Source organism: Micromonospora sp. NBC_00898 (genome assembly GCF_045207895.1).
Classification (GTDB): Bacteria; Actinomycetota; Actinomycetes; order Mycobacteriales; family Micromonosporaceae; genus Micromonospora.
In genome coordinates, this window is the sequence record NZ_CP108775.1 from 3669419 (window position 1) to 3686448 (window position 17030).

18 protein-coding genes are annotated in these 17030 nt (G+C 69.9%); 12 read left to right on the plus strand and 6 right to left on the minus strand.

Going from position 1 to position 17030, the window contains the following annotated elements:
• Positions 1–169: 169 nt before the first annotated feature.
• From OG799_RS17890 to OG799_RS17905, 4 genes are all read right to left on the minus strand, one after another.
• Positions 170–1060 (minus strand): IS3 family transposase, encoded by an 891-nt coding sequence (locus OG799_RS17890; protein WP_406036336.1) that lies wholly within the window; start codon positions 1058–1060, stop codon positions 170–172.
• Positions 1057–1353 carry a transposase gene (locus OG799_RS17895; RefSeq protein WP_357115009.1) on the minus strand — a complete coding sequence of 99 codons (297 nt, stop codon included), beginning with the start codon at positions 1351–1353 and terminating at the stop codon, positions 1057–1059. Before OG799_RS17895 ends, OG799_RS17890 begins: the two co-directional genes overlap by 4 nt.
• Before the next feature lie 46 nt (positions 1354–1399).
• Positions 1400–1642, minus strand: a complete 243-nt coding sequence (locus OG799_RS17900) for a hypothetical protein (RefSeq protein WP_406036337.1) — start codon at positions 1640–1642, stop codon at positions 1400–1402.
• Between the two features lie 206 nt (positions 1643–1848).
• A complete protein-coding gene (locus OG799_RS17905) occupies positions 1849–2787 on the minus strand; it encodes a LysR substrate-binding domain-containing protein (protein WP_406036338.1) in 939 nt (312 codons plus the stop codon).
• Between the two features lie 230 nt (positions 2788–3017).
• Here OG799_RS17905 and OG799_RS17910 point away from each other — a divergent pair, with 230 nt between their 5' ends.
• The 8 genes from OG799_RS17910 to OG799_RS17945 all read left to right on the plus strand — a co-directional run bounded on the left by OG799_RS17910 (position 3018) and on the right by OG799_RS17945 (position 11759).
• Positions 3018–3557: a Dps family protein gene (locus OG799_RS17910; RefSeq protein WP_406036339.1), complete on the plus strand. Its 540-nt coding sequence runs from the start codon at positions 3018–3020 to the stop codon at positions 3555–3557.
• Positions 3558–4222: 665 nt separating this feature from the next.
• On the plus strand, positions 4223–5248 hold the full coding sequence (locus tag OG799_RS17915; protein ID WP_406036340.1) for a DUF4331 family protein: 1026 nt from the start codon (positions 4223–4225) through the stop codon (positions 5246–5248).
• Between the two features lie 299 nt (positions 5249–5547).
• Positions 5548–5715, plus strand: a complete 168-nt coding sequence (locus tag OG799_RS17920; protein WP_406036341.1) for a hypothetical protein — start codon at positions 5548–5550, stop codon at positions 5713–5715.
• A gap of 740 nt (positions 5716–6455) precedes the next feature.
• The gene (locus OG799_RS17925) at positions 6456–7370 is read left to right on the plus strand and encodes an IS110 family transposase (protein ID WP_406036342.1); all 915 of its coding nucleotides are present in this window, start codon (positions 6456–6458) and stop codon (positions 7368–7370) included.
• A gap of 205 nt (positions 7371–7575) precedes the next feature.
• Positions 7576–8514 carry a LysR substrate-binding domain-containing protein gene (locus OG799_RS17930; protein ID WP_406036338.1) on the plus strand — a complete coding sequence of 313 codons (939 nt, stop codon included), beginning with the start codon at positions 7576–7578 and terminating at the stop codon, positions 8512–8514.
• Between the two features lie 643 nt (positions 8515–9157).
• On the plus strand, positions 9158–10600 hold the full coding sequence (locus OG799_RS17935) for a CHASE3 domain-containing protein (RefSeq protein WP_406036343.1): 1443 nt from the start codon (positions 9158–9160) through the stop codon (positions 10598–10600).
• Positions 10601–10657: 57 nt separating this feature from the next.
• Positions 10658–11341, plus strand: a complete 684-nt coding sequence (locus tag OG799_RS17940) for a sensor histidine kinase (protein WP_406036344.1) — start codon at positions 10658–10660, stop codon at positions 11339–11341.
• A gap of 61 nt (positions 11342–11402) precedes the next feature.
• Complete coding sequence (locus OG799_RS17945) at positions 11403–11759, plus strand: response regulator (protein WP_406036345.1); 357 nt, start codon at positions 11403–11405, stop codon at positions 11757–11759.
• Between the two features lie 85 nt (positions 11760–11844).
• Here the strand turns inward: OG799_RS17945 and OG799_RS17950 are convergent, their stop codons facing one another.
• The gene (locus OG799_RS17950) at positions 11845–12402 is read right to left on the minus strand and encodes a response regulator (protein WP_406036346.1); all 558 of its coding nucleotides are present in this window, start codon (positions 12400–12402) and stop codon (positions 11845–11847) included.
• Positions 12403–12423: 21 nt separating this feature from the next.
• Between OG799_RS17950 and OG799_RS17955 the strand changes: the two genes are divergently transcribed.
• Positions 12424–12549, plus strand: a complete 126-nt coding sequence (locus tag OG799_RS17955) for a hypothetical protein (RefSeq protein WP_406036347.1) — start codon at positions 12424–12426, stop codon at positions 12547–12549.
• Here the strand turns inward: OG799_RS17955 and OG799_RS17960 are convergent.
• The gene (locus tag OG799_RS17960) at positions 12539–13198 is read right to left on the minus strand and encodes a response regulator (RefSeq protein ID WP_406046317.1); all 660 of its coding nucleotides are present in this window, start codon (positions 13196–13198) and stop codon (positions 12539–12541) included. The two genes, OG799_RS17955 and OG799_RS17960, sit on opposite strands and share 11 nt — an antisense overlap.
• A 478-nt stretch (positions 13199–13676) precedes the next feature.
• Here OG799_RS17960 and OG799_RS17965 point away from each other — a divergent pair, with 478 nt between their 5' ends.
• From OG799_RS17965 to OG799_RS17975, 3 genes are all read left to right on the plus strand, one after another.
• The gene (locus OG799_RS17965; protein WP_406036348.1) at positions 13677–14648 is read left to right on the plus strand and encodes an alpha/beta hydrolase; all 972 of its coding nucleotides are present in this window, start codon (positions 13677–13679) and stop codon (positions 14646–14648) included.
• A 149-nt stretch (positions 14649–14797) separates the two neighbouring features.
• Entirely contained in the window at positions 14798–15844 is a 1047-nt protein-coding gene (locus tag OG799_RS17970) for a DUF4331 family protein (protein WP_406036349.1), read from the plus strand.
• 231 nt (positions 15845–16075) lie between these two features.
• Positions 16076–16936, plus strand: a complete 861-nt coding sequence (locus tag OG799_RS17975) for a HoxN/HupN/NixA family nickel/cobalt transporter (RefSeq protein ID WP_406036350.1) — start codon at positions 16076–16078, stop codon at positions 16934–16936.
• Positions 16937–17030 lie beyond the last annotated feature (94 nt).

The following is a 17030-nucleotide window of genomic DNA, read 5'->3' on the forward strand; positions in this document are numbered from 1 at the left end:
CGTGTACCAGCCGGACGCGGAGCGAGTCCGCGGGCGCGGCCAGCGCAAGGAGCATTCGAGGAGAGACGGATCGTAGGTGACGACCGCCCGTTTGTCGTGCTGGGGACTAGGTCCTCTACTGGGTCCTCTGCTGGAGTATTGTCAATCCCCTGGAAGCGTGGAGGGTTGTTTAAGCTGCCTGAGCCCGGCGGGCTTCGGCGATGAAGTGTTCGTAGTCGACGGGTGACATGCCGTCGCAGGCGCTGTGACGTCTGCGGACGTTGTAGAAGTCGACGATCCAGGTGGCGATCTTGAGTCGGGCCTCGGATCGGGTGCGGAACCGTTGCCGGTGGATGTACTCGACCTTGATGGTGGAGTTGAACGCTTCGGCGGCGGCGTTGTCCAGGGCGCAGCCGACCCGGCCCATCGACTGTAGGACACCGAGGCGGCGGCAGGCCTTGGCGTAGTCGGCGGCGGTGTACTCGCTGCCGCGGTCGCTGTGGAAGATCACTCCGTCGACGGTGCCGCCGCGGGTCGCGGCGGCCATGCCCAGGGTCGCCTGGGTCAGGTCGGCGTCGTGATGCGCGCTCATCGCGTAGCCGAGCAGCCGCCTCGAGTACAGGTCGATCACCGTGGCCAGGTAGAGCTTGCCCTCGTCGGTGACGACCTCGGTGATGTCGCCGCACCACAACACGTCCGGCGCGACGGCGGTGAACTGCCGCCGCACCCGGTCCGGCGCCACCGGGCGTTTGCCCTGCTTGGTGAGGCTGCGTCGGCGCCTTCGGGTGCGTCCGGCCAGGCCGAGGGCGGCCATCCGCGCCGCGACGGTGTTGACCGACACCTGCCACCCGTCGGCGTGCAGATCCTGGGTCACCCGGGGAGAGCCGTAGGTGCCGCCGGAGGCGTCGAAGCAGGCCCGGATCGCCTCATCGAGGGCGTCGCGGCGGGTCTGCCGCGTGGTGGGTTGCCGGTCACGCCACTTGTAGAACCACGACTCACTCAGCCCCAGCGCCCGGCAGGTCACCGCGTGCGGCACGGCGTGCTCGGTCCTCTGAGCGGCGACGAACCCGGCCACAGTCACTTCGTCGCCTCCTTGACCCACAGGACCACGGATCGCTTGAGCACATCGCGCTCCATCGCCAGCTCGGCGTTCTCCTTGCGCAGCCGAGCCAGCTCGGCGCGTTCGTCCTCACCGAGACCGCCGGCGGCGGCCTCACCCCGAGCCCGCCGGTCCTGCGCCACCCAGTTGGCCAAGGTGCCGTCGTTGATCCCCAGGTCCCGAGCGACCTGCGCGATCGGCTTGCCCGTCTCCCGCACGATCCGCACGGCGCCCTCACGGAACTCCCGGTCGAACCGCCGCCTCGTCTCAGCCATGACCATCTATCCCCTTAGGTCCGGCCTCCACGCTATCGGGGGAACCTCAGTATCCAGCCGCAGTTGCGGCGGGATTGGTGTAGTGGATGCGCCCGTCTGGGGCCACGACCCAGATGGCCTGCGGCACGCCATAGTTGGGGAACTGCAGACGGATGACGGGCGTGGGGAAGTTGATCAGTGCGCCGCCCCGACGCAGCCCGCGCGCGGCCTGCTGGGAGACGACGAAGGTCCCGCGGATGTTGGCGGGGTGGGCGTCGAGGATGCCGGGGTGCGGCGTCTCGATGGTCATGCGACGGACGCACTCTTCCCGCGTCCTGTGGCGTGATCGCTCATGTCGCTTCCTCGGATCCCATTCACGTCTCTCCCGGCCGACCAACCTGCCCGCATCCGTCGGGCCGTTCCTCGTCACGGACCGGGACACGGCGTCGCTCGCATCATCCGGCCCCGACAGTCCCGGCGTCCAAGACGAGATGCCGACGAGGTGATAGGCGAGGCCTATCGGACCGGCTTTCCGTGGCCCGCATCCACTTCCGGGTTGAACAACACGTCCAGCCGCAGGGTCGCCGCCACGGCCGCGAACGCCCGGCCCAGCACGGAGCCCGGCTCGGCGGCGGCCGTCACCAGGCCGACGTCGGAGGAGGCGGGCGCGCCGGTCACCGAAATCACCCGCAGACCGGCGGGCAGCCGGAAGATGTAGTTCCACGGTTGTGGCACCAGGCTCGCCCACCGGTCGGTGCCGACGTGGGCGTACAGGGCGTCGACCGAGTCCGTCTCGATCTGCGGCGCGACGCTGAGGCCCTCGGCGGCCAGGGCATCGTCGACCGCCTGCCTGCCGCGTATCCTCGGCTTCAGCAGGCACAGCGGCAGCAGGGTGACCTCCTGCCAGCTCAACTTTTCAGTGTTCGGGGGCAGGAGGTCGTCGGAGGCGACCAGCACCATCCGCTCCCGGTACAGCGGGAGGACGGTCAGCTCGGTCGTGTCCAGTTCGCTGAGGTAGACGACGCCGGCGTCGAGTTCGAAGCGGCGCAGGCGCTCCACGATCTCGGCGGTGGGCAGGCCACCGTCGAGCCGCACCCGGGCCAGCGGGTGGGTGGCGCAGAAGGGTTCGACCAGCAGGGCGACAGTGGTGGTGGCGGCCGGGATGAGGCCGAGCCGCAACTGCCCGGCCAGCCCCGACTTCAGCGCGGTTACCTCCTGCTTGAGCGCGTCATGATCGGCCAGAATCCGCCGCGCCCACAACACCAGACGCTCACCTTCGGGCGTCAGCCCCTGGAACGCCCGGCCGCGCCGCACCAGCGGCACATCCAGCTCGCGTTCCAGCTTCCGGATGGCCTCCGACAGCGCCGGCTGCGACACGTAGCAGGCAGCCGCGGCCCGCGCGAAGTGCTGCTCGCGCGCGAGCGCGACGAAGTACTCGAGTTGACGGAACAACATGACCACACAGTGCCAGCGCCTGCTCGTTCGCGAGGGGTAAGCCGACCGTTCGGGGACCGCCCGTGGGGTTGACCCCAGGCGCGCCGTGGGGTGGACGGCGACGAAATCATGGAGGTCGCTCGACAGCCTTCCCCCGGGTCGTGCCGGAAGGCTTGAGCTCAGCCGCGACGGCTTCGGACCGACTGTCGGCGCCGTCCTCCACCCGCTAACCACGATGGGACTGATCTGCGATGACCATCACGACACCCACATCCACGCATACGGGGGGCCGCACCCTGGCGGCCGGGGCGACCGGCTTCACCGGCTCGCCGCGCTTGGCCGCGAACCTGCAGGCGGTCCTCGTCGACCTGATCGAGCTGCATCTGGTCGCCAAGCAGGCACACTGGAACGTCGTGGGGCCGAACTTCCGCGGCCTGCACCTGCTGCTGGACGAGGTGGTCGACGCCGCCCGCGAGGCCGCCGACACGCTTGCCGAGCGGATGCGCGCGCTGGGATCCACCCCGGACGGCCGCTCCGACACCGTCGCCTCCACGACGAGCCTCCCGGCCCTGCCGGCTGGCGAGCTGAGCACCGCGACGGCCGCTGCGGCGGTCGCCGTCCGGCTGCGTACGGCCGCCTCTACGGCACGGGCCGTCCACGACCAGGTCGACGCCGAAGACCCGTCCTCGGCGGACCTACTCCACGCCGTAATCGGCACGCTGGAGAAGCAGGCGTGGATGCTCGCTGCGGAAACCGGGGCGGTGGGCACCTCACCGGATGACGTCGCCTGACGCGCGGCCCAACCCAGCTGGCACACCGTCGGCCCAGCTGCGGCACCTCGCCATCGGGGAGGTCGCATGCGACCGCCCTGGGCGGCGGCATCGGGTTGCCTGGCGCTCCCCAGCGCCACGCGTCGACGTCCCGTCAGCGTCGACCGGCTACGAGCCGAAGCGGCGGGGGCGCCCTGCCCACCTGAGGCGGCCCCGCTGCTGCGGCACCTTCGGGCGCTCGCTCCTTCGGGGATCAGGGACGCCTCCACGGCGCCGCAATGCGACACCAGTCCCTTCGACGATCACCCTGACCACTGAGGCGCAGCACGGAAGGGGCGGCCGGAGAGCCGTACCTGGCACCCGGTCGATGAACTCGGCCGTCGCCATGTCGAACTGGTGTAACGGCGTTCTGGCGTCCCATCATGCTGGTGCTGGTGCTGGTGCTGGTGCTGGTGCTGGTCTGAGCCCGGCGACCTTCTGCTAAAGCGCGGGAGCCGCGGTACCTGCTCGACGGGGAGCAAGCGGAGAGCCAAGTCGCAATCTCTAACGCGCGCGCCGGATCGGGCCGTTGAGCACCCGGTACGGCGGCCCGATCGGCGTAATGTCGCCGAATTGGCCTCTTGTGGACTTTTCGCCCGGCTAGCCTAGGCCCGGTCCTGCATCAGCGCAACCTCGGGAGCCAGCCCATGTCGCACCACCTCGACACCCCGCTCGCCGCCCAGACCGGCCAGCTCTACCTCGACGACCTGTTTGTCTTCGACGGCGAACGCGGCACCGTGTTCGTGATGGACGTCAACAGCTCGGTGACGAAGGCGGACATCAAGCCCGGCTTCCACCACGAGGCCCGGTACGAGTTCAAGATCCACATCAACGGGTCGGAGATGGAGGAACTGACCTACCGCGTCACCTTCGGCGAGTTCGACGCCCAGGGCGGGCAGGACCTCACCCTGCACGCGCTCACCGGAGCCGACGCCCACGACGACGCGGCGACCGGCGCCCTGCTCGCCCAGGGGCGCACCGGCGCGGAGGTGACCGGCGAGCACGTGCGGATCTGGGCCGGGCGGATCACCGACCCCTTCTACATCGACCTCGACCAGCTCGCCACCGTCAACGACGCCTTCAAAAACGGCGCCAAGCTGGACCGCAACGCCTGGAAGCCGGAGAAGGCCAAGAACACTTTCGCCGGCACCACCGTCGACTCGATCGTCCTCGAGGTCTCCGACGAGCCGATGCTGGGCCAGGGCACCCGGATCGGCGTCTGGGCGGCCACCAAGCTCGCCACCGATGCCGGCGGATGGCGGCAGATCAACCGCGCCGGGCACCCCATGATGTGGCCGATCTTCTGGCCCACCGACACCGACTTCAGCAACCCGGCCAACACCCGGCACCCCTGTGAGGACCTGCGCGCCGACGGGGAGGAGATCGCCACGGCCGTGGCCCAGGTGGTGGCCGCGAACGGCACCGCGCCGGACCCGCAGGCGTACGGCTGGAGCGTGGCCCGTGCGCTCTACCCGGACGTGCTGTCATACGAGGTCGGCACCCCAGCGAACTACGGCTTCGCCGCGCGCAACGGCCGCACCAGGGCCGACAACGCGCCCGAGGTGATGTTCTCCCTGGTGCTCAACACCGGCATGACCTCCGGCCTCACCCCGGACACAACGAAGGACGCCCGCGCCGACTCCTTCCCGTACGTGGTGCCCATCGGGCGGTGAAGTACCGCCAGACCCGGGCGGCCCTGACCCGGACCGGCCCGCCTCGGTCCCGGGCAGCCGCTCGCCGCGCTGGCCCCCAGCGGTCGCCAAGCGGCTGCGCAAGGTGGTCCACGGCCTGGCCGTCGGGTAGGGACAGGGGAGCCCATTGGGAGGCAGCCGGGTGCGCTGAACAGCGTTGAACTGCGGCACCAATCGGCGCTCAACGGCTGGCCTCAACCTCGAGATGCCTCGCTGCCTTCGCCAGCCAACCCACCAACGGCCGCGCGGCGGTCGTCGGCAGCCAAGACGGCAAGCCGGTCGTGTTCCTGCCCCAATGGGTCGGTGTCCCGGACGACGCCGGCGGATACGTCTACCTCGACGCCACACCCCGCCCGGACCTACTCATCGACCTCTTCGGCGAGCCCGCCCGGGTCACCCTCGGACAGCACCTCGGCGGCGGCTGGTGGTACGTCCTACCCGGCAACTGACGACACCGCCTCTCGGCCAGACACCAGCACCCGTCCTGAATTCAGGAGTGGCCGTCGAACCCGGCCCCCGCCCGGCAACCTTGCGGGTGCCGTCCGAAGGAGTGCCCGACCGTCGGCAGCACCCAGGCACGAAGCACCGCAGCCTGACCACTTCTGAGCTGCCGAAAAGGTCACCGAACAGGAAACCCCTGGTCAGAGCGTTGCCAGTGAGATCGGGGTATCAGTTCATGAGACGAGCCCCGACACCCGATTGCAGATCGCAGAGATGCGCGCCGACCGAACGCCCGCGACGGCTGAGGCGCCGAGGCCCCCGAAGTAGGTCGCCGGGTTAGTACAACCCGTGGCGCCGCCGGTTGACCACTTCGGTCTTCTCTGGGAGGTCACGCCGGCTCGCTCGCCCGCATCGTCGCAGGTCAGAGCGCTCTGCTCTGCCCGGCCTCGGTGAGCACTTCGGACGTGGTGACCACTTCGCCAAGCTGCACCCAATCTGCACCCACATGCAAGGTCCGGGCAACCTGGCACTCCTTACCGCCCTGACCTGCAGATACTCCCCTACCAGGTGACATAGACTGCCGTTGACTGCTGTTCGCTGCCGTTGGGTGCAGTTGTGAAGCAGGACGCTGCACCGGCTCTGATGCGATGAAGGGGCGGGGCCTCCGCTCCTCGTGAATCTCGCTCTGGGCGTGCCGTTGGGCGTTCACTCGGAGGTGTTCACGTCCGTCACGACGTTGGAGGCCCCTGTGAACACAGACTACGACGGCCGGCAGGTGGTGGGTATCGATCTGCACCGGCGGCGCACGGTCATCGTGCAGCAGACCGAGGCCGGTGACCGGTTAGGTGTCACGCGCATCGACAACGACCGGTTCGCCCTGGCCGAGCAGGTGGCCGGCTGGGGTGAGTCCCCGCAGGTGGTGTTGGAGGCAACGTACGGCTGGTACTGGGCCGCTGACGTGCTCGCCGAGGCCGGTGCGCAGGTGCACCTGGCGCACCCGCTCGGTGTGAAGGGGTTCGCCCACCGGCGGGTCAAGAACGACGTGCGTGACGCCTCTGACCTTGCGGATCTGCTGCGGATGGGCCGGTTGCCTGAGGCGTGGATCGCGCCACCGGCCACCCGCGAGCTACGCGAGCTGGTGCGTCACCGCGCCAAACTGGTCGCGGCGCGGTCAGGGTTGAAGGCCGGGGTGCACGGGGTCCTGGCCAAATGCGGTGTGAGCGTGCCGATGAGCGACCTGTTCGGCGTTGCCGGGCAGCAGCTGCTCGCCGAGCTGCGCCTGCCGGATGTCTATGCGGGGCGGATCGCTTCGCTGCGGCGGTTGATCGACGCGTTCGGGTTCGAGATCGACCTGTACGCCAAGATGACCAGCGCCCGCCTGGCCACTCACCCCGGCTATGTCGCGGTGCAGGCCATCGACGGTGTCGGCCCGATCCTGGCCGCGCTGTTCGTCGCCGAGATCGGTGATGTGCACCGCTTCACCCGCCCTGAGCAGTTGTGCTCCTGGGCCGGGCTGACCCCACGCCACCGTGAGTCCGACACCAAGATCCGGCGCGGGCGGATCACCAAACAGATCGCCGCCACCCGGGCGCGTATCGGCGGCAACCGCGGCGCGAACATCGGCAAGGTCGCCGCCGCCCGCAAACTTCTCACGCGTGGTTAGCGGGTGGAGGACGGCGCCGACAGTCGGTCCGAAGCCGTCGCGGCTGAGCTCAAGCCTTCCGGCACGACCCGGGGGAAGGCTGTCGAGCGACCTCCATGATTTCGTCGCCGTCCACCCCACGGCGCGCCTGGGGTCAACCCCACGGGCGGTCCCCGAACGGTCGGCTTACCCCTCGCGAACGAGCAGGCGCTGGCACTGTGTGGTCATGTTGTTCCGTCAACTCGAGTACTTCGTCGCGCTCGCGCGCGAGCAGCACTTCGCGCGGGCCGCGGCTGCCTGCTACGTGTCGCAGCCGGCGCTGTCGGAGGCCATCCGGAAGCTGGAACGCGAGCTGGATGTGCCGCTGGTGCGGCGCGGCCGGGCGTTCCAGGGGCTGACGCCCGAAGGTGAGCGTCTGGTGTTGTGGGCGCGGCGGATTCTGGCCGATCATGACGCGCTCAAGCAGGAGGTAACCGCGCTGAAGTCGGGGCTGGCCGGGCAGTTGCGGCTCGGCCTCATCCCGGCCGCCACCACCACTGTCGCCCTGCTGGTCGAACCCTTCTGCGCCACCCACCCGCTGGCCCGGGTGCGGCTCGACGGTGGCCTGCCCACCGCCGAGATCGTGGAGCGCCTGCGCCGCTTCGAACTCGACGCCGGCGTCGTCTACCTCAGCGAACTGGACACGACCGAGCTGACCGTCCTCCCGCTGTACCGGGAGCGGATGGTGCTGGTCGCCTCCGACGACCTCCTGCCCCCGAACACTGAAAAGTTGAGCTGGCAGGAGGTCACCCTGCTGCCGCTGTGCCTGCTGAAGCCGAGGATACGCGGCAGGCAGGCGGTCGACGATGCCCTGGCCGCCGAGGGCCTCAGCGTCGCGCCGCAGATCGAGACGGACTCGGTCGACGCCCTGTACGCCCACGTCGGCACCGACCGGTGGGCGAGCCTGGTGCCACAACCGTGGAACTACATCTTCCGGCTGCCCGCCGGTCTGCGGGTGATTTCGGTGACCGGCGCGCCCGCCTCCTCCGACGTCGGCCTGGTGACGGCCGCCGCCGAGCCGGGCTCCGTGCTGGGCCGGGCGTTCGCGGCCGTGGCGGCGACCCTGCGGCTGGACGTGTTGTTCAACCCGGAAGTGGATGCGGGCCACGGAAAGCCGGTCCGATAGGCCTCGCCTATCACCTCGTCGGCATCTCGTCTTGGACGCCGGGACTGTCGGGGCCGGATGATGCGAGCGACGCCGTGTCCCGGTCCGTGACGAGGAACGGCCCGACGGATGCGGGCAGGTTGGTCGGCCGGGAGAGACGTGAATGGGATCCGAGGAAGCGACATGAGCGATCACGCCACAGGACGCGGGAAGAGTGCGTCCGTCGCATGACCATCGAGACGCCGCACCCCGGCATCCTCGACGCCCACCCCGCCAACATCCGCGGGACCTTCGTCGTCTCCCAGCAGGCCGCGCGCGGGCTGCGTCGGGGCGGCGCACTGATCAACTTCCCCACGCCCGTCATCCGTCTGCAGTTCCCCAACTATGGCGTGCCGCAGGCCATCTGGGTCGTGGCCCCAGACGGGCGCATCCACTACACCAATCCCGCCGCAACTGCGGCTGGATACTCCAGCAGAGGACCCAGTAGAGGACCTAGTCCCCAGCACGACAAACGGGCGGTCGTCACCTACGATCCGTCTCTCCTCGAATGCTCCTTGCGCTGGCCGCGCCCGCGGACTCGCTCCGCGTCCGGCTGGTACACGCCGCGCCTTCCGGACGGGTCAGCGCACGTGCCTTCGGCGCGGCGTGTGGCTCCAGTTCCGCCGTGGCCCGCCAATCCGCTCCGGCGCTTTCCATCGAGAGGCGGATCATGAGGGCACGGCCGGGGTATGTGGGTTCGCGACTGGGGCTGACGAACCTCACGATTGCGGCGAGCGGCCTGCTTGCCTTGTTGATAGGCGTCGCGTTTGCCGTCCTGCTGTGGGCGATCGCTGACGCGAACAGGTCCGCATCGGCGAGACAGGCTTCCCGGACGGCCCTCGTCGAAGCCGGCAGCATGGAACAGCTGGTCCTCGACCTCGAGACGGGGCAGCGCGGCTTCGTGCTCACCAAGCGCGAGGAGTTCCTCCAGCCGTGGCAGGCTGCGCGGGAGCAGTTCCCTGCGGAGGCCCGGCGGTTCACCGAGACCGCTACCTCGCCCGAACAGCGCCGCACTGCCGGACAGATCACGCAGGGCGTCGACTCCCTGATCAAGGACTACTCGATTCCGCTGGTCGAGGCAGTCCGGCGGGGTGATCCCGCCGCATCCGGTCTGGCGACGACGGCCGAGGGGAAGCGGCGCGTCGATGCCTTGCGGGCCCAGTTCGGCCGGTACACGGCGGACGAACGCGCCAAGCTCGCGGCGCGCGAAGACACCGCAGGAGCCAACGGGCGGCGGGCGGTGATCGCGGCAGGTGTGGGGCTGGCGGCATCGACTGCGCTGGTGGCCGCTTTCACGGTGCTCCAGCACCGCGCCGTCGTGCGGCCGGTGCGCGCGGCGGCCGCCGCAGCGGGACGGCTCGCGGACGGTGACCTCGGGGTGCGGATCACCCCCAGCAACGTGGCGGAGATCGGCGCGCTGGGTACGTCCTTCAACACCATGGCGGCCTCCTTGCAGAACACCCGCAAGCGCATCATGGAGAGCGTCGAGGCGGTACACCGGCGCACGGCTCGGGACCTGCACGACGGGGCGCAGCAACGGCTCGTCAGCCTGATGATCGGGCTCCGGCTCGCACGGGAGCTGATCTCCGATGCGGAATCGTCCGCGACCGAGCTGCTGGACCAGTCCATCGCCGACGCGCAGGCGGCGATCGACGAGCTGAGGGAACTCGCATTCGGGATCTACCCGCCCGTGCTGACGGTGAAGGGGCTGGTGGCGGCGGTGAAAGACCTGGCGTACCGGTGCCCGATACCCGCTGTCGTCGACAGCAAGTGTGACCAGAGGATTCCCTCTGCCGTTGAATCGAACGCGTATTTCGTTGTGGCCGAGGCCGTGACGAACGCGGTCAAGCACGCCCAGGCGTCGCGGATCGACATCTCCCTTGAACTCGGGGAGATCCTGCGGATCCGAGTCGTTGACGACGGTATCGGCGGCGTGGGCGAGACCACGGCCGGGAGTGGTCTGACCGGGCTGGCGGACCGCGTGGCCGCCTTCGAGGGCACGTTGACCATCGAGTCGCCCCCGGGCGGCGGCACCTCAATCCTGGCGCAGATCCCGATACCGGCCTGAAGCGCCCAGCGCCCGTAAACGGCCGTTGACCCGGCGTCCAGCGGTGAACGCACGGGCGTGAACGACCGGGAGATCGAGCGGGCGGCGCGGGAACGCGACGCGGCCGAGATCCGCGCGTCGGAGTCCCGGGCGGCGCAACGGCGCCTGGTCGAGAACGTCGCCGCGGTGCACCGGCAGACATCACGGGACCTGCACGACGGCGCCCAGCAACGGCTGATCACCCTGTTGATCGGCCTGCGTCTGGTACGGGAGCAGGTCGCCACCACCAGTCCGGACGCGCTGCCGCTCATCGATCAGTCCATCGACGAGGCGCAGGCCGCCATCGACGAGCTGCGCCAGCTCGCCGCCGGTATCCACCCGTCGGTGCTGACCTCCCGAGGCCTGATCGCCGCCGTCGACGCCTTGGCGGCCCACTGCCCGGTGCCGGCCGTGGTCTCCGGGGGCCTCGACCGGCGCCTGCCCGCCGCGTTGGAGTCGAACCTCTATTTCCTGATCTCTGAGGCGCTGACCAACGCCGTGAAGCATTCCGGCGCCTCCCGGATCGAGATCACGCTCGCCCTGCTGAACGACCTCGAGGTGATCGTCGCGGACGACGGCATCGGCGGTGTCGGTCCCGACACGCCGGGATCCGGGCTGGTCGGCCTGGCCGACCGGGTGGCCGCGTTCGACGGCGAACTCATGATCTCGTCACCGCCCGACGGCGGAACGGTGGTCCGAGCGCGGATACCCGTGCCGGGCTGAACCCGGTTTCGTGGGGTTGGCCCCATGGACCCCGGCAGCTTCCCCGCGCGATGCTGTACCCATGTCCGTCACCGTGGTGGTCGTCGACGACGATCCCGGATTCCGCCGCATCGCGGCGACCCTGCTCGCGGTCCGCGGCCTACAGGTCGTCGCCGAAGCGGTCGACGGCGCCTCCGGGATCGAGGCGGTACGCCGGCACAGCCCCGACGGTGTCCTGCTCGACCTGAACCTGCCCGACCAGAACGGACTGGCCGTCGCCCGTACCCTCCGACAGGACGCCCGGGCACCGCGCGTGGTGCTGACCTCCACCGACTCGTCGCCCTGGCCCGACGAGGAGCTGGCCGCGGCCGGCGTACGCTCGTTCGTCCCGAAGGACCGGCTGTTCGACGCCGACCTGCGGGCCCTGTTCAGCTCCTGAGGTACGCCAGCACCGCCAGCACCCGCCGGCGCTGGCCGGAGTCCGCCTGCCGCAGGTCGAGCTTCTGGAAGATCCCGGTGACGTGCTAATCGACGGCAGGGACCGTGACGAACAGCTTGGCGGCGATCCCCGCGTTCGAGTGACCCTCGGCCATGAGGGAGAGCACTTCCCGCTCCTTGGGCGTCAGCCCACCCAGCGGGTCGCCGGTCCGCTTGCGGCCGACGAGGCTGGCGATCACGTCCGGGTCGAGCGCCGAACCGCCGGCCACCACCCGCTGCACGGCGTCGCTCAGCATCTCGGGACTGGCGATCTTCTCCTTGAGCAGGTAGCCAACCCCGGACGGGTCGGCACCGACGAGTTCGAGCGCGTAGCCGGCGTCGAGAAACTGCGACAGCACGATCACCCCGACCGTCGGCTGGGCGGCCCCGATCCGCAGCGCCGCCCGCAGCCCGTCGTCGGCCAGGTCCGGCGGCATCCGAATGTCGGCGACCACGACGTCCGGCCGTTGGTCGGCCGCGACCCGGACCAGCTCGTCGGCGTCGCCAGCAGACGCCACGACCTCGATGCCCGGCTGGAAGGGGCGGGAGAGGAACCTGTCGGTCAGCGTGCTGAACGGCGCCCCGCCGTCGCGCGGGCGCTCCATTCCGACATCCGGCCGCCCAACGTGGTGCTGACCTCGACCGACCCGTCGGCGCGGTCGGCCGAGGCGTTGACCGGCGCGGGCGTCCGGTCGTTCGTCCCGAAGGACCAGTTGTTCGACGCCGACCTCCGCGCTCTCCTCAGTTCCTGAGGAACGTCAGCACCGCCAGCACCCGCCGATGCTGGGTCGAATCCGCCTGCTGCAGGTTGAGCTTCTGGAAGATCCCGGTGATGTGCCGCTCGACGGCGGGCACCGTGACGAACAGTTTCGCGGCGATCCCCGCGTTCGAATGGCCCTCGGCCATGAGGGACAGGACCTCGCGCTCCTTGGGCGTGAGCACGCCTAGCGGATCGCCGGTGCGTCTGCGACCGATGAGAGTGGCGATGACGTCCGGATCGAGCGCCGAACCGCCCGCCACGACCCGCTGCACCGCGTCGCTCAGCATCTCGGGGCTGGCGATCTTCTCCTTGAGCAGGTAGCCCAGTCCGGACGGATCGTCGCCGACGAGGTCCAGGGCGTAGCCGGGGTCGAGGAACTGAGACAGCACGATCACGCCGACCTGCGGCTGGGCGGCCCTGATCCGCAGCGCTGCCCGCAGGCCGTCGTCGGCGAGGTTCGGCGGCATCTGGATGTCCGTGATCACCACGTCCGGCCGCAGGTCGGCCGTGACACGGACCAGCTCGTCGGCGTCGGCGACCGACGCGACAACCTCGATGCCCACGCGGGCCAGCATCGACATGACGCCTTCCCGGACGATCGGCTGGTCCTCACCGACAACGACGCGAAGTGTGCTGCTCATCTGCTCTCCAGCCTCCCGGAGCCGGGCACGGCGACGGCCACCCACAGCCCGCCCATTCCGGCGGGTGCGGCGCGTGCCGGCGTACACCACGGCCCTCTCTGATTCGATTCCAGACCCGCGAAGGCCGTTGGGATACCGGCTTGCGAGATGACATACAACAGGAGGAATTGCCCGCTGGGGTGAGCTCCTGCCATGTCGGCGCTCGTGCCGGTCGACCGGAACCGAGTACCGGTCGCAATCCTAGCCGCCGCGGCGGCCCTCTCCGGCCGGCGCAGGCGGCCGGCACCGGCGGGATGCCCGCCGTTGGGTTAGCCCCAGACGCGCCGTCGGGCAAACAACGGCGAAAGCCTGGTGATCGCTCGACAGCCTTTTCCCGGCCGTTTCGGAAGGCTTCAGGTCAGCCGCAAGGGCCCCGGACAGGGTCTCCGCGGTACGAGACAACCGTCGGCTCGTACGGGCAGACGTCGAGGAGAGAGACATGGACCAGCCGAAGAACCAGCACGTGGTGCTTGAGCCGGCGGCGCAGGCGTTCGCCGACGCGACCGCGAACCCGCCGTACCTGTTCGACCTCGGCCCTATCGAGGGGCGCAAGACAGTCGACGAGGTACAGAGCGGCGAGATCAGCAAGCCGAAGGCCGACATCGAGGACCTGACCGTGCCGGGCGGACCGAACGGGTCGGTTTCGGTGCGAATCCTGCGCCCGGCCGGCGCCACCGGCCCGCTGCCGGTGATCATCTACGTTCACGGCGCGGGTTGGGTGTTCGGCAACGCCCACACCCATGACCGGCTCGTTCGGGAACTCGCCGTCGGCACCGGCGCCGCCGTGGTCTTCCCGAACTACAGCCTCTCGCCGGAGGCGCGCTACCCGGTCGCCATCGAGGAGATTTACGCGGTGGCGACGTGGGTCGCCGCGCACGGCGCCGCGCACGACCTGGACGCCGGCCGGATCGCGGTGGCCGGGGACAGCGTCGGCGGGAACATGGCGGCTGCGCTCACCCTGATGGCGAAGGAGCGGGGCGGTGTGACGCTGGCCCAGCAGGTGCTCTTCTACCCGGTCACGGACGCCGCCTTCGACACCGGCTCGTATCAGCAGTTCGCGACCGGCTACTTCTTGCGCCGTGACGCGATGCAGTGGTTCTGGGACCAGTACACGACCGACCCGGCCGAGCGGGCGCAGATCACCGCGTCGCCGCTACGGGCGACCGTCGAGCAGCTCCGGGACCTGCCCCCGGCGCTGGTGATCACGGGTGAAGCCGACGTGCTGCGGGACGCGGGCGAGGCGTACGCGAACAAGCTCCGCGAAGCCGGCGTTCCGGTGACCGCCGTGCGCTACCAGGGCATCATCCATGACTTCGTGATGCTCAACGCCCTGCATGGGACGCACGCCGCCGAGGCGGCGATCACCCAGGCGATCGGCGTACTCCGCGCCGCGCTCTACGGCGCCGCCTGACCAACCCCCCGGCCCTCGGCACACCCCTGGCGGACGACCGACCGGCCATCCCAGAACAACCCGACCACCAGCCGCCGCTCGCACCGGCCGTGATGACCCGCGACCGGCGGTACCGCACGACACATCTAACCCAGAGGAGTTTGATTCCGATGTCGCATCACCTCGACTCGCCCGCCGCGCGTAAGGACGTCCGGCTGGACATCAGCGACCTGTACCTGTTCCGCGGCGAGCGGGGCACCGTCTTCGTAATGAACGTCAACCACTCGATCGCGACCCAGGTGACCGGCCACGAGGTCCCGGCCGGCTTCCACCACGAGGCCCAGTACGAGTTCAAGATCGATACCAACGGCGACGCCGTCGAGGACCTCAGCTACCGGCTCACCTTCGGCGCGCTCGACCCGGCCGGCAACCAGAACCTGCGCCTGTACCGACTCACCGGCACGGACGCCGGGGATCCGCACACGCGGGGCACCCTGCTCGCCGAGGGCAGCACCGGCGGGTCCGTCGAAACCACGGACGGCCTGCGGCTCTGGGTCGGCACGGCGGGCGACCCGTTCTGGATCGAACCCGACGTCCTGCACGCCATCGGCCACGCCCTGACCGACGGCACCCAGGCCGACCTGTCCGGGTGGACCCCGGCGCAGGCGACCAACCTGTTCGCCGGACACACCGTGCACGCCATCGTCCTGGAGGTCCCGGACGACCAGCTGCTCGCCTCCGCCGGCCCCGACAAGCAGATCGACGTGTGGGCGGTGACCAACCTCGCCACCGACGCCGGCGGCTGGCGCCAGGTCAACCGCGCCGGACACCCCATGATCCACCCGCTGCTCACCCAGTACAACGAGGAGCTGGGCGACCAGCTCAACCTCACCCGCCCGGTCGACGACACCACGAACTACGGCAAGGTCGTGGCCGACGCGGTCGCCGGGGTCGTCGCCGCCTACGGCACCGCGGAAGACCCGCAGGCGTACGGCGCCGCGGTTGCCGCCAGGCTCTTGCCTGACGTTCTGTCCTACGCCATCGGCGCCCCGGCGGTGTACGGGTTCAACGGGTTCAACGGCCGCTCCCTGACCGACAACGCCCCCGACGTCATGTTCTCCCTCGCCACCAACACCGCCTTCACCATCGGCCTGACCAAGGACTCCATCACCCGCAAGCCCACCAACCACTTCCCCTACGTCCCGCCGGTCGACTGACGTCGGGCCGTCCCGCCGGACGGAGATCGACAACCGAGTGCCGATGACGCGCCGCCACGCCCTGCCGGGGCGGGCGGCGCGTCGAGGCGTGCCGGCCCGGACGGACGTGGCAACCACTCGCACAGCTACCGGAACAAGGGAGGAACGGCAAATGGCAGCAATCGGGGTGGCAGACGCCCCCAGACGACAGGGCGCGCGCTCGACCGCCGCGGCCGAGCCGGCCTGATGGGCATGGGAGTCTTCATCGCCGCGCTGCACCTCGTCGGGTGGGGGGTGCTGCTTCTCGTGGTCGCGCCGGCGCGGTACCAGGTCAGCGCCACAGGTGTCTTCGGCGTCGGTCTGGGGCTGACGGCCTACACGCTCGGTATGCGGCACGCCTTCGACGCGGACCACATCGCGGCGATCGACAACACCACCCGCAAACTGATGGCCGAGGGGAAGAGACCAGTCTCCGTCGGCTTCTGGTTCTCCCTGGGGCACTCAAGCGTGGTGTTCGGCCTGTGCTTCCTGTTGTCCCTCGGCGTGAAGGCCCTGGCCGGCGAGGTGGCCGACGACTCCTCAGCCCTGCAACAGGCCACCAGCCTCATCGGCACCACAGTCTCCGGTGTGTTCCTCTACCTGATCGGGATCATCAACCTCGTCGTCCTCGCCGGCATCGTGCGGGTGTTCCGCCGTATGCGCCATGGACACTTCGATGAGGCCGAGCTGGAGGAGCAGCTCAACAACCGCGGGTTCCTCAACCGCATCCTCACCAGCGCCACCCGCGCGGTCACCAAGTCGTGGCACATGTACCCGATCGGCCTGCTGTTCGGCCTCGGCTTCGACACCGCCACCGAGGTGTCCCTCCTCGTACTCGCCGGCGGCGCCGCGGCCTCCAGCCTGCCGTGGTACGCCATTCTCACGTTGCCGGTCCTGTTCGCCGCCGGCATGAGCCTGCTCGACACCATCGACGGGTGCTTCATGAACTTCGCATATGGCTGGCCGTCGCGGTGGCCCGCAAGCTGCTCACCCTCGTCTACTACGGCCTGCGCGACGGGCACATCCGTGCCCTCGCACCAGCCCGGGCGGCGGCGTGAGCAGGTTCGGACGTGACCGGACGCGAGGTCGTTCTGTGTCTGACCCCCGTCGGCCGACGGCGAGGCCGCCCGCTTGATTGACCCCGTCCGGTCACGGTCGCACACCACCA

Coding starts and splice junctions, on each gene's coding strand:
- OG799_RS17975 (WP_406036350.1), top strand. CDS start 16,076: ATGGGAGTCTTCATCGCCGCGCTGCACCTCGTCGGGTGGGGGGTGCTG.
- OG799_RS17960 (WP_406046317.1), bottom strand. CDS start 13,198: ATGAGCAGCACACTTCGCGTCGTTGTCGGTGAGGACCAGCCGATCGTC.
- OG799_RS17945 (WP_406036345.1), top strand. CDS start 11,403: ATGTCCGTCACCGTGGTGGTCGTCGACGACGATCCCGGATTCCGCCGC.
- OG799_RS17950 (WP_406036346.1), bottom strand. CDS start 12,402: ATGGAGCGCCCGCGCGACGGCGGGGCGCCGTTCAGCACGCTGACCGAC.
- OG799_RS17970 (WP_406036349.1), top strand. CDS start 14,798: ATGTCGCATCACCTCGACTCGCCCGCCGCGCGTAAGGACGTCCGGCTG.
- OG799_RS17930 (WP_406036338.1), top strand. CDS start 7,576: ATGTTGTTCCGTCAACTCGAGTACTTCGTCGCGCTCGCGCGCGAGCAG.
- OG799_RS17915 (WP_406036340.1), top strand. CDS start 4,223: ATGTCGCACCACCTCGACACCCCGCTCGCCGCCCAGACCGGCCAGCTC.
- OG799_RS17900 (WP_406036337.1), bottom strand. CDS start 1,642: ATGACCATCGAGACGCCGCACCCCGGCATCCTCGACGCCCACCCCGCC.
- OG799_RS17910 (WP_406036339.1), top strand. CDS start 3,018: ATGACCATCACGACACCCACATCCACGCATACGGGGGGCCGCACCCTG.
- OG799_RS17895 (WP_357115009.1), bottom strand. CDS start 1,353: ATGGCTGAGACGAGGCGGCGGTTCGACCGGGAGTTCCGTGAGGGCGCC.
- OG799_RS17965 (WP_406036348.1), top strand. CDS start 13,677: ATGGACCAGCCGAAGAACCAGCACGTGGTGCTTGAGCCGGCGGCGCAG.
- OG799_RS17905 (WP_406036338.1), bottom strand. CDS start 2,787: ATGTTGTTCCGTCAACTCGAGTACTTCGTCGCGCTCGCGCGCGAGCAG.